The 12,212-nt window shown below is 45.3% G+C and carries 11 protein-coding genes and 1 tRNA gene; 5 read left to right on the top strand and 7 right to left on the bottom strand.

What is annotated here, in order from left to right; genetic code table 11:
* Positions 1 to 356: 356 nt before the first annotated feature.
* Both PN470_RS07825 and PN470_RS07820 read right to left on the bottom strand, forming a co-directional pair.
* The gene (locus PN470_RS07825; protein ID WP_002755602.1) at positions 357 to 1,211 is read right to left on the bottom strand and encodes a prohibitin family protein; all 855 of its coding nucleotides are present in this window, start codon (positions 1,209 to 1,211) and stop codon (positions 357 to 359) included.
* Between the two features lie 3 nt (positions 1,212 to 1,214).
* A complete protein-coding gene (locus PN470_RS07820) occupies positions 1,215 to 1,688 on the bottom strand; it encodes an EVE domain-containing protein (protein WP_194032917.1) in 474 nt (157 codons plus the stop codon).
* A gap of 130 nt (positions 1,689 to 1,818) precedes the next feature.
* Between PN470_RS07820 and PN470_RS07815 the strand changes: the two genes are divergently transcribed.
* Both PN470_RS07815 and PN470_RS07810 read left to right on the top strand, forming a co-directional pair.
* Positions 1,819 to 1,953: a hypothetical protein gene (locus PN470_RS07815; protein ID WP_272104233.1), complete on the top strand. Its 135-nt coding sequence runs from the start codon at positions 1,819 to 1,821 to the stop codon at positions 1,951 to 1,953.
* Positions 1,954 to 2,008: 55 nt separating this feature from the next.
* Complete coding sequence (locus PN470_RS07810; protein ID WP_002736017.1) at positions 2,009 to 3,358, top strand: sensor histidine kinase; 1,350 nt, start codon at positions 2,009 to 2,011, stop codon at positions 3,356 to 3,358.
* Positions 3,359 to 3,377: 19 nt separating this feature from the next.
* On the opposite strand, the gene PN470_RS07805 is transcribed toward PN470_RS07810, so the two are convergent.
* Positions 3,378 to 3,450 (bottom strand) — tRNA-Glu (locus tag PN470_RS07805).
* 127 nt (positions 3,451 to 3,577) lie between these two features.
* Here PN470_RS07805 and PN470_RS07800 point away from each other — a divergent pair.
* A complete protein-coding gene (locus PN470_RS07800; RefSeq protein WP_272104230.1) occupies positions 3,578 to 5,083 on the top strand; it encodes a hypothetical protein in 1,506 nt (501 codons plus the stop codon).
* A gap of 458 nt (positions 5,084 to 5,541) precedes the next feature.
* On the opposite strand, the gene plsY is transcribed toward PN470_RS07800, so the two are convergent.
* The 3 genes from plsY to PN470_RS07785 all read right to left on the bottom strand — a co-directional run bounded on the left by plsY (position 5,542) and on the right by PN470_RS07785 (position 8,097).
* Complete coding sequence (plsY, locus tag PN470_RS07795; protein ID WP_002736324.1) at positions 5,542 to 6,225, bottom strand: glycerol-3-phosphate 1-O-acyltransferase PlsY; 684 nt, start codon at positions 6,223 to 6,225, stop codon at positions 5,542 to 5,544.
* A gap of 68 nt (positions 6,226 to 6,293) precedes the next feature.
* Complete coding sequence (fabG, locus tag PN470_RS07790; RefSeq protein WP_271937777.1) at positions 6,294 to 6,989, bottom strand: 3-oxoacyl-ACP reductase FabG; 696 nt, start codon at positions 6,987 to 6,989, stop codon at positions 6,294 to 6,296.
* An 82-nt stretch (positions 6,990 to 7,071) separates the two neighbouring features.
* A complete protein-coding gene (locus PN470_RS07785) occupies positions 7,072 to 8,097 on the bottom strand; it encodes an ABC transporter ATP-binding protein (RefSeq protein ID WP_272104228.1) in 1,026 nt (341 codons plus the stop codon).
* Positions 8,098 to 8,974: 877 nt separating this feature from the next.
* Between PN470_RS07785 and lpxD the strand changes: the two genes are divergently transcribed.
* Positions 8,975 to 10,006 carry a UDP-3-O-(3-hydroxymyristoyl)glucosamine N-acyltransferase gene (lpxD, locus tag PN470_RS07780; RefSeq protein WP_271937773.1) on the top strand — a complete coding sequence of 344 codons (1,032 nt, stop codon included), beginning with the start codon at positions 8,975 to 8,977 and terminating at the stop codon, positions 10,004 to 10,006.
* Between the two features lie 164 nt (positions 10,007 to 10,170).
* Here the strand turns inward: lpxD and PN470_RS07775 are convergent, their stop codons facing one another.
* Positions 10,171 to 10,395: an addiction module antidote protein gene (locus PN470_RS07775; RefSeq protein ID WP_002755617.1), complete on the bottom strand. Its 225-nt coding sequence runs from the start codon at positions 10,393 to 10,395 to the stop codon at positions 10,171 to 10,173.
* 202 nt (positions 10,396 to 10,597) lie between these two features.
* Between PN470_RS07775 and PN470_RS07770 the strand changes: the two genes are divergently transcribed.
* Entirely contained in the window at positions 10,598 to 12,133 is a 1,536-nt protein-coding gene (locus PN470_RS07770) for a TolC family protein (RefSeq protein ID WP_271937771.1), read from the top strand.
* Positions 12,134 to 12,212 lie beyond the last annotated feature (79 nt).

The following is a 12,212-nucleotide window of genomic DNA, read 5'->3' as shown; positions in this document are numbered from 1 at the left end:
CCAATCAACGCCTTCTGTTGCGGAGAAGTCGGTCGAGTTATCTTAGAAAAACGATAACTTCCCTCTCTAATCGCACATTCTACCATATTCAGGTAAATCGTCTCTAAGTCCCCCAATAAAGTCCGAAAACTATTTCTAGGGATCTTCCCTTGATTCTGTTCTTTTCTCTGTTTAGATTGCACCGATTCACTGCGCCTCGGTTTAATCACATTCAGGGAACTATCATCAATTTATTCATCCTCAAATAGTCAAGGAGCTAGAGATTGTTTTCAATGCCATTTGTCGATAATATCACCGGGTAATTTTGAGAAGTTGGCAAGGTTTCTTTTAAAATGCCTCTGAGCTTGGACAGGAATTTAGGGGGTATTTTCTGACAAAGAATCACTATAATTAAATAAAAATGGTACGCTATTTTTTCCCGATCCATCCATGACTAAAACCCGGGGCATTTGCGCTCCACCTTCGCGCCAAGCTTCGATCGCTTCTTTCTGTAAAACCAATCCTCCTCCCTGTTCTTTTAAAGTTTCTGCTAATAGTCTTTGTGCCTCAGCTTTCCCTTTAGCGCGATTAACTTCTGCTTGGGCCTGTTGTTCCGCTTCTTGGGTGATATAAACGGCTCTTTGGGCGCGTTGTTCTGCGATTTGTTTATCTTCGACAGCCCGGGCAAATTCCGGAGAAAAATTCAAATCTACCACACTGGTATCTAAGACTAGAATACCATACTTTTCTAACCGAGTCGATAGGGCATTATCAAAGTCTTCTTTTAACTCACTGCGTCGAGTAATTGCCTCCTCTACGGTTCTTTTAGCGGCGGCAATTTTAAAGGATTCTTGGGTTTGAGGGGCGATAATTTTAGCGACAATATTTTGCAGGGTGCCTTGGGTTCTTCTAATGGCCACTACTTGGGTCGGATCGAGACGAAAATTAATCGCAAAACTAGCAGATAAATCCTGTAAATCTTTAGTGGAACTTTGGGCGGGAACTTCAAATTTTTGCACCGTAACATCGTAGATATCGACACTAGAGACAAAGGGAGGTTTAAAGTGCAATCCCTCCAATAAAACCCCGTCCTTAGCCTTTCCTAAAACACTTAAAACCCCCGCTTGTCCGGGAGTGATAATCACATAGGCATTAAAGGCCGCTAAAATTACAATAGCAGCTAATAATCCCCCGATCAGGGAAAGTAAATTAATAGCATCTTTTTGGTTCATAGTTTATACTCCTTGACGAGCGACTAAAGCGAGAATTTTTGTTGCGATCGCTTGATTGACAGGCATCACTGACAGACGATTTCCTGTCCTTACTAATAATAATTCATCGGCGGTAAAATTTTGTTTTAAAATTCCTAGGGGCAGCAGTTGGGGAAAAAGGCGATCAAACTCAACTTTAACCGTCCACCAGCGTGGGGAATCTGGAGAGGATTTGGGATCATAGTAGGGACTATCGCGATCGAATTGTGTGGGATCGATCATATCGGTTTCCACTACGCGCATCAAGCCGACAATCCCCGGCGGGGTCGTATTAGAATGATAAAAAAAGGCTAAATCTCCCCGCTTCATCTGACGGAGAAAATTGCGGGCCTGATAATTTCGCACTCCCTCCCAAATAGTTTGACCATCTTTTTTAAAATCCCCGATACTATAGACATTGGGTTCCGATTTCATTAACCAGTAATTTAAATTCATCATTTATAGTTGTTATTAATTCAAATAAGCTCAAAAATATTTTTAGCCGTTCCTGTCAGCCTTGTTGCCATAGGATTAAATATAATTCACTTTAGCTGCTTTTGTAGTTCTACTCAAACAATTACTGAGAAGAATGTATCTAAAAATACTTTTGTTAGCGGCAATTTTTAAGGACTATGAGCGTTCAAGTCTAGCTATTCTTGGCAACCGTCAGTTTTTCCCCACAGCTAAAAATAATTTATTCTCCACTATTAAATCGCTAAAATAAGCTGTAAAATAGGATACATTGCCCTAAAAATCTCTAGCCAATAAATAGATTATCGGTGTTCCAAGCCACTCGCCGCCGTTTAGCCTTATGGTACACTGTTGTCACTGCCATACTACTGCTTTTTCTCGCTACGGGAATGTATTTTTATGTGCGGCATACCCTAGTGGATCGCATTGATGATACCCTTAAACACATCATTGAGGTGGTAAATCGTTCCCTCGTGATCGAATCGATTCCCCCGAACCAAGGACGTTATCGCGTCGATCCCCTCGCAAGTTTTCCCAGTCAGGGTAAATCCGTGGAGGACGATCATATAGATTTGGAATGGTTCGATCCCCAAGGTAATCTAGTTTGGTCAACTCTGCCCGAATCCTTAGATATTCCCCTCCATCCCCACCGTCAGGGGGAAACTATTCGCTTATCCGATGATCGTCTGCTGCGACAAATAACCGAAAGGGTGGAAATCGATCATTATGTTTTGGGATATCTGCGGGTAAGTCATCCTTGGTTTGAGGTGACAAAACCAATTAGACAGCTATTATTGGATTTAATCGTCGGAATTTGCCTGATGATTGCCAGTGTCGCCGGGATTGGTTGGTTTTTGTCCGGTTTAGCCATTCAACCGGTAAAAGAGTCCTATCAGAGTTTAAAACAATTTACCGCCGATGCTTCCCATGAATTACGCAATCCGATCGCCACTATCCAAACTAACGTGCAAATGGCGATCGCTTATCCCCAAACTGGCGATCAACGCTTGCAGGTGATCGAGCGTTTAACGGAAAGATTGGGCAATTTAGTCAATGATCTGCTTTTTTTAGCCCGTTCTGATAGTGGCATCGTCCAACCGATCGAGCAAGCTGTACCTTTGGATGCTTTATTGATGGAAGTGGTGGAAGAACAGCGTTTAATCGCCGATAAGCAGGGAATTTGCCTCTCTTTGTCGATTGTGGAACCGAACCAAGAGGATTTTTCCTACAGCGATGAAATGTTTACTATGGAGGGAGATTGGGATCAATTAGCTCGTTTATTCACAAATTTAATTTCTAATGCCCTAAAACACGCTTTTTTGCCCGAATCTGAGCCTAAAAATGTGGCAGTGGAATTGGAAAAAAGTAAACGCGATCGACAATCGGTGTTACTGGTGCGCGTCAAAGATAACGGAATCGGGATTCCCGAGGCTGCTTTGTCCCATATTTTCAATCGCTTTTATCGTCTCGATCCCGCACGGCAAAATTCCGCCACTTCCGGGGGAACAGGATTAGGATTAGCGATCGCTTTAGCGATTACCCTCAGTCATCATGGACAAATTAGCGTCGAAAGTCAGATCGATCGGGGAACAATCTTCACCGTCACCCTACCGAAAAGCCATCAACGGGAGAAAAAAACCGAAAAGTCAGAAGCTTGACACTTCTGACTTTTTTGCATACCCCCAAGGGAATTCGAATCCCTGTCGCCTCCGTGAAAGGGAGGTGTCCTAGGCCACTAGACGATGGGGGCTTGGATTTCAGACCTTTTTAAATATAACAATAATCTTTCCTAGAGTCAAGGGTTTTGGCAAAAATTTTTTTTATCCCGCCCTTGCACAATAGGATAGTCTAAATGAAGATGTTATCGCCCAAAATCCATGGCTGCCGATCCCTATAAAAGCCGACTGTTCAACCTGATCAACCGTCGCTTGATCCGTCTGAAAGATAACCTCGGCCGCGTTTCCCGTCGCGGTCAAAATGCGATCGCTCTTGCCCTGCAAATAGCCATCTATCCCGTCTATTTACTGATACAATCCCTGCGGGTGACGGCTAATCAATTGGGGAACAGTCTCCAGAAACAATTATCACCCCCCGGCAAAGAGGGGACGGATGCGATCGAAGAATTTCTACAGAGCTTATCTGACCAAGAAACGCCATTTATTGGCATAGCAGCCGATCTAGAGGATCAAGCTTTAGTTTTCGTCACTAACGATCACCAGACTGTTAAAATCACCGATAATCAAACCCAAAGACAAATAGAAAAACAAATTAGGACGGCACTGGCTAACTACGCCCTCGAAAAACGGAAAATTAAGCGATTAAATCGTCAATATCCGCCTTTATTACCAAATTTTACCGATAAAAATCCTGTCTTGCCTCCGATCCGTTGGTTTTGGAACCTACTACGCTGGGAACAACAGGGACGGATAGCGATCGCGATAAATCTCTTCCAAGAATCCCATCTCGTCAAAACCCCGACACCACCCTCCTTACCACTGCCTAATTTAAATTCTCAAGCGATTTTAGAAGTTATTGACGAAAAATTAGCAATTTTCGAGGCTAAATTTCTCGCTATCTCCCCCGCAATCCCCAGCAGTTTGAGCCACACCTCTAAACCCCCTTCCGATCTCGTTAACCAGTCCCCGAATCTGGAGAAAAATTCCTCCTATCTCTGGCGACTTTATTGGTTAATTTATGCGGCGATCGAGCATTTCTGGGCAAAAGAGAAGAATAATTTAGAATATAGTGCTGATTCCCCCGCTTTATCGGCAAAATATCCCCTAAGTCTTCCTAATTCTCTGCTGATCACCTTCAAGCAACGTCTCCAGGATTGGCTAGAAAAACAAACCCAAGCGGATCCCTTCACGATCGGCAAACTCATCCAAGCGGCGATCGATCACTTTTTTTCCTCTCGCCAATCCCTGACATTTTCCGCCGTCAGCGAGCAAAATTGGCTAGAATCCGCCGATATCTTGGCTATTTCTCCCCAAGACTCCGAAAAACCCCGCCTTAATCCCGCTTATCCCCTTCCCCAGTCCCCAGTCACCACAGCCGAGCCTAGTATCACAAAAAAAGCTTTTAGTCAAGAAAAACAAAATAAATCTTTACAAAAAATCCCCCCGGCCGCCGCTGAAATTACTGCCAGAGAATCTCCCCCCGCCACCCAATTAGATCCCCGCTATGCTAAGGAGATAATTCAACCAATTAACGAGGAATGGTTAGAAACCGAATCAACCCCCGTCGGCTACGTTAAACACCCCTTAGAACGGATTTTAGAGGGATTAGATGCGATCATTTTATGGGTAGAGGAATTGGTTATTAAAATTTGGCGTTGGTTGCGGTATGATCGACGCATTTCTAAATTACTCAAACGCAAACGCTAAATCGATCGAGCGATTTTGGGTATAGTTGATCGGGTAGTCTTTCTGTTGTGAGAAACTTGAGACTATCTTTAGGGACTTATACCAATTTTCTAAACTAGCGGCAGAGATGGCTAGTTAAAAAAGGCACTCAACTGACCGATATTATCCTATGGGAATGCACCACCGTTTTATTGCTTTTGATAGTCCCTTCGATTAGTCCCAAACCCTATCAAACACCGAAACCAACTTTAAAGTAACCAGAAAACTAGGCTTAGGAAAACAATAATTAAGGGTGATGCTAAATCCGGTTATTTAAAGAATTATTTATTGCTTCTATTGCCTATTGCCTGTCCTGATATGTAGCCTATACTCAATGGATTTAGTATCAGTTATCTTAAGGGTGAGTTAGGAAGTCTCTGGTTTTAGGGAACGGGCAACGGGGAACATGAGCCAGTCGTCTAGAGATGAGACAAATTAGGTTACACTTCATCTGTAGAAGAAACGCTGTAACCTAATTCCGATGATGGCTGTACTTTCTGACCTATTTTCGGTTCTGTGCCTGCCAACAATCTTTTAATATTACCCTGATGACGAACAATCACATAGATTCCCCCCATCAAACTAAATAAAATATAGGGGAGAGGTTGACCCAAAACAATCATTAAAATATTGACCACCAGCGCCCCAATAATTGAACCTAAAGAAACAATCCGGAAAAGTGCCAGAATAACTAAAAAACTCGCCAAAGTTCCGCAAGCCACTAGGGGATTCATCACTAATAAAACCCCTAAACTGGTGGCGACGGATTTACCACCACTAAAATTCAAGAAAATCGATTTACTATGACCGATGATTGCTCCCAATGCTGCCCCGATAATTAACCAATAATACCAACTTTCTGGGAGAAGATTGACATCAATAAAATATAGTCCTCGTGCCAGGGCTACCGCCGCCATTCCTTTTAACATATCAATTAATAACACCGTCGCCCCGGCAGTTTTTCCCAGAGTTCTCAACACATTGGTGGCCCCGGTGGAACCGGAACCATAGTCACGAATATCGATACCTTTGCTGTATTTACCGATTAAATAACCCGTGGGAATTGAACCGAGCAGATAGGATAAAAGTAAGATAGTAACACTGATAAGAATCGGAATAAGCATAAATTAAACCCAATTTTTAGCAAGAGCGAGCGCCGTCATCAGTGTATCAGCCCGAAGACAAAAAACACTCACAGGGAACCATAGACGGGAATTGCCGCCCCGCGCAAGTCTTTCGCCCCTTCCCCCGCTAGAAAACAGATCACCTCGGCTAGAGATTGGGGACTTACCCAGTCCTTGGCCTTTGCCTCTCCCATCGCTTCCCGGTTGCTCGGAGTATCGATAACACTTGGCAAAACCACGTTAGCGGTAATATTAGTCTGTTTGGTTTCTTCTGCGATCGCTTGGGTTAAAGCCACTACCGCCGCTTTCGAGGCACAATAGGCGGCCAAATTTGCCCCCGGTTGTACGGCACCACGAGAACCGATAGTGACGATACGACCATAATTATGAAGTTTCATCGAGCGTAAACAGTGTTTACACAGTAAAAAAGTGCTATGGAGGTTTAAATCAAACATTTTTAGCCAATCTTCATAGCTAAACTCCTCCGTCGCCCCCATGGTAAAACCCCCGACTAGATGAATTAAAACATCGACCCGACCGAGATCATCAATTAATCTGGACACGGCAGTTTCTTGGGTTAAATCCACCCTGACAAAGCGAATACGCTCAAATTCCGCCGCACTCAGCCGAGATTTCAGACGACCTACCTCCCTTTCCTCCCGATAGGTCATGGTTAGATGACCGCCATGGTGTAAAACCGCCGGAGTGACTCCTAAACCCAGTCCCCCCGTACCGCCGGTCAGCAATACCCGTTTATCTTTCATATTGATTGATAGATAGTCGATCGCTCCAATTATAGATGATTTAACGGGACAATTGGGCAATATTACCGCCTTTCTCGCCAGACTAGGATTCCTTCATCGCTTGTTTTTTCTCCGCCTTCAGGTCGCGACTGCTGGCGGCGGCAATTTCCGCATCCATCAGGGTGCGTCCGGTGGCCGCCAGATAGACATCATCGAGACTAGGACGGGATTGGGCCATGCTAAACACGGGTAATCCCGATTCGGCTAGGGTTTGTTCAATTTTGCTTAAAGGATTGCTATTGGCCGTGACGATGAGATTCAGGGAGTTACCCTGGGCGGTATTAACGATTACTTCCTCGACAAAAGGCAGACGGGATAATAATTCTTTCGCTTGGAAAGCCTCTTCCTCTGGGGAAAATTCTCGCACTTTCAGGGTAATGCGATCGCCACCCAGTTGCTCCTTCAGTTGTGAGGGGGTACCGCGAGCGATGACGATACCATTGTCGATAATTGCCAAGTTATCGGCCAAAGCGTCAATTTCTTCGAGATAATGGCTGGTAATTAATACACTGGTTCCGGCCGCCCGCAATTGTCGCAGAAAATCCCAGACAATCAAACGACTTTCGATATCGAGTCCCACAGTCGGTTCATCCAGCACCAAAACCTCTGGCTGATGCAGTAATCCCGCAGCTAAATCCAGCCGTTTTTTGATGCCGCCGGAATAGGTCCCCGTTTTTTTGTCCGCGTATTCCTCTAATCCTAAAAGATTTATTAATTCTTTAATTCGATCTCTTGACTTTTGAGCGGGAATGTGATAGAGAGCCGCTTGTAGTTGCAACAGTTCCCGGCCGGTGAGCATTTTATCGAGGGCGACTTCTTGGGCAACGTAACCCAGGCGTTTACGGGCGGATTTGGGGTTATTCAGGGCATCGACACCCCCCACCTCGATTTTGCCGCCATCGGGTTTAGCAAGGGTGCAAAGACAGCGAATCGTGGTGGTTTTCCCCGCACCATTGGGACCGAGTAAACCGAAGATTTCTGCCGCTGCCACGGTAAAGGAGATATCTTTAACCGCTGCTGTCTGACCGTAGGATTTTTTTAAGTTTTCGATCGCCACCGCAAGGGTCATAAGCTGATTTTCGCCCACTTGAGCGAGACAATTTTTTTGTTAACTTTCTCGGTCTATTTTAACCCAGATTCCCCACTTGAAAATCTGGTATTGTAGATTTGATCTGCTCACTGCGCTCTCTGCGGCGGTAATGACTGGCAGCTCAAAGGTTGAGAAGGTGGCACTCGTTGGCAATCCCCACTGATTGCCGATTGTTGGGCCAGGGTTTCCAGTTTAGTCTCAACGACAAGGTGTAAAAAATGGCGGTCCGTTGCATCTTCAATTACCGTAACCGATCAAGGTTCCGATTTTTAACCACAATTTTTCGATAAATTCTCCTTTTTAGCGAAGTTTTTTGTCTCTCGACTGGCAAAATATTCAGCCAGTTTTAAGTAGCTGGTTATAATTAAATTAAAAATGGATTTTAGGTTCGATCCCCCCTGCCCCCCTTGATAAGGGGGGTGCCGATAGGCGGGGGGATCCCCCTTGATAAGGGGGGTGCCGATAGGCGGGGAGATCCCCCTTAATAAGGGGGGCATCTGATAATTTTTAACGCCTACCTACTTAAGCCGGTAGATACTGGTGTTTGTTAGGGAGAGTCAGGAATTTTTTACCTAGATTTTTTAACAGTTCCCGAACCATCAACTCCGAGTGCCTTAATACTGTTCGGGTCAATTTTATTAACTCGATCGAGGAGTAAAAACTAAAACCAATCGGTTTTGGAGAGAGCAAAATTATCCCCAAAACCGCTCCAGATCGACATCGGCTTTGTTGAAATGGAAAACAGGAATTATTCCCTAAAAAACTAGCAACTTTTTTGACTATAATAACGACAAGATTATCAGTATAGTTTTAAACTATCCTAGGATAAGCCCTATCTCGATCGCAGTATATATTTATGAAATTTAGTGAAATTGCCCAAAAATTAAGCCCTTTAGTCTCTGCTCACAGTTTAACTGCCTATCCCGACAGAAATCCCCAAATTAAAGCCATAACTCCCATCGAAACCGCCCTAGTCGATACGATTAGCTATATCGAAGGGGGAAAATTTGCTGCCTTTGTCGCCAAAACTGAGGCTACTGCCCTAATTCTGCCCCTGGATGCCAATTTACAACAACAGGCCGACGAACGCGGTATCGTTTGGTTAGCTAGTGCCAATCCCCGACTTTTATTCGCCCACGCCATCAAATTATTCTATCAACCCTTTCAGCCCCAACCCTACATTCACGCCACCGCCGTGGTGCATCCATCGGCTAAAATCGGCCATAAAGTTGCCATCGGGGCCCATGCTGTGGTAGAAGCGAATGTCATCCTCGGTGATGGGGTGTGCATTCATCCTAACGCCGTTGTTTACCCCGGGGTACATATTGGCGATCGCACAACTCTCCACGCTAACTGTACCATTCACGAACGGGTACAAATCGGCAATGATTGCGTTATCCACAGTGGCGCTGTTATTGGTGCGGAGGGCTTCGGTTTTGTGCCGGTTCCCGAAGGCTGGTTTAAGATGGAACAATCGGGTATCGTGGTCTTAGAAGATGGGGTAGAAATTGGCTGTAATAGCGCCGTGGATCGTCCGGCAGTGGGAGAAACCCGCATCGGTAGCCAGACTAAGATCGATAATCTCGTCCATATTGCCCATAATTGCCAAATTGGCCAAGCTTGCGCCCTAGCAGGACAGGTGGGCATGGCAGGAGGCGTAAAATTGGGCAATCGGGTTATTTTAGCAGGACAGGTGGGCATTGCCAATCAAGCAGCGATCGGGGACGGTGCGATCGCAACCGCTCAGGCTGGCATTCACAACGATATCGGTGCAGGAGAAGTGGTTTCTGGCTCTCCTGCTATGCCTCATAAACTATTCCTCAAGGTAGCAGCCGCTTACAAGCGTTTACCCGAAATCTATCAAGCGGTTAAGCAATTGAAAAAATAGCCCTATTCAGGAGACAGGAGACAGGAGATTATTTCTATTTATTCTTCCGACACCCCACACCCTCTTTCAAGTCAGTAGGATTATTGATTAGGGATTTTTCGATAATGGGTACAACTTGCAGGCGTAACCCAAGTGCTTGCAAAACCTTAAGAACTGTAGCAAACTCACCGATTACCCCGATTCGACAAAGATTTATAGAGACTCTCCCGTCCCAAACCCGTCTCACGAGCAATATGAGTCATCCCTTGAGAACGAGCAATATCGCCTAATGCTGCCACTACTAAGCTAGGATCGCCATCTTCGAGGGCAGCTTCCAGATAAGCAGCGATATCTTCTTTTGTTTTCAAATGATCTGCTGCATCCCAAGGATAAGTCTGAATTGTAGCCATAGAGAACCTCCTATAAGTATTGGGCTAAATCTAATGCTGTTTTGATGTCCCGTTCAAAATCAATCGAATCTAAATTTTAGCCGGTGCTTAAAAGAGGGTGGCTTTCATGCTCCCGTGTTACTATCGGTAATTAGTAATCGGCGAACATAGTGGTGTGAGCTTGTTTACTTCTTATCGTTTACTGTTTACTTTCGAGATACTCATGTTGCTCTTGCGTTATGGTATTACCGTGAGTGCGGTGCTTGGGTTGATTTTCTTGGCTGAATCCTCGGTTAAGGCACAAACTCAGTCCGCTGCCGATTTATTGAAGAAACCCCGACCTACTGCCAATCCAGTGTCTCAATTACCTGGTCCCTCGGCGGCACCGGCAACCACGGAAGCGGATCCCAAAGCCCCTAATTATCTTAATCCTAGTGGCAATCCCCTGATTTTTCCCACCAAACCGGATGAGGTGAATATTAGGGTAGTACAACCGATCACCTTAAATCAAGCGATCGAATTAGCTTTAAAAAATAATCAGACCTTACAGACAGCCCGGGTCGATTTAGAAATCGCTCGCGCCCAATTAAAGGAACAACAGGCGGCCTTATTACCCACGGCCCAAGCGGAAACCAGTCTCACTCAAGCTCAATCGGCAGTTGCCCAAAGACAGAATGAGTTAGCCCGTCAACAGGGAATCCCAGCCACTACACCCGAAGATAGTACCAACTTTCAGGGTAGTGTTCGGATTGTCTATGGGGTTTATACAGGGGGTGAACGGGCAGCCCAGATCAAAAGGGCCGAAAAGGTCATCCGGCAACGGGAATTAGAGGTGGAAACAGTCTCGGAACAAACTCGTTTTGATGCCACCGATGCCTATTATGAATTACAGAGGGGTGATGCCCAGGTAGCGATCTCCCAAGCCTCGATCGAAGATGCTAGTCAAAGTTTACGCGATGCTCAATTATTGGAGCAAGCGGGACTAGGAACCCGATTTGCTGTCCTACAGGCGGAAGTTGACCTCGCTAACGCTAACCAAGACTTAACCCAGGCGATTTCTACCCAACGCATCGCTAGACGGCGACTGGCACAGGTATTGAGTGTCGGTCAGCACATCGAGTTAACCGCTGCTGATGAGATTCGCGAGGCGGGAACTTGGGGCTTAAGTCTTGATGACAGTATCGTTTTAGCCTATAAAAATCGTGCGGAATTAGAACAACAACTCTTACAACGGGAAATTAGCCAACAGGATCGCTCGATCGCCATTTCGGCTGTGATTCCCCAAGTGGACCTTTTGGGCGAGTATAATGTCCTCAACGATCTCAGTGATGAAGCTGGTTTTGGCGATGGTTTTAGCGTCGGCGGCCGGATTCGTTGGACTTTCTTTGATGGTGGCACTGCTTTTGCTCGCGCTCGTCAAGCGGAAAGAAATATCGATCGCGCCGATACGGAATTCTCCCTCCGTCGCAATGAAATCCGCCTTCAGGTGGAGGAATCCTACTATAGTTTGATTTCTAACCAAGAAAACATCAAAACTTCGCAAAAAAGCATTGAATCCGCCACGGAAAGTCTGCGATTAGCCCGTTTACGCTTTCAGGCGGGTGTGGGAACCCAAACGGACGTTATCAACTCCCAACGGGATTTAACCGATGCCAGAAGTCGTTATCTACAGGCGATCGTCGATTACAATAAATCCTTGAATAGTCTCCAGCGATCGATTAGTAATTTACCGGACAATCGTTTGTTTGAAGTGCGTTAATTGTACGATCTATCGAGGTGTGGTGTGGGGAGAGATGGCCAAATCTCCCCTATTTTAACGGGTTTCAATAGATTTCTGG

Source organism: Microcystis sp. CS-574 (assembly GCF_028329095.1).
GTDB lineage: Bacteria > Cyanobacteriota > Cyanobacteriia > Cyanobacteriales > Microcystaceae > Microcystis > Microcystis ichthyoblabe_A.
The sequence above is the reverse complement of the archived record's forward strand: the minus strand, read 5'-3'. Positions and strand labels throughout refer to the sequence as shown.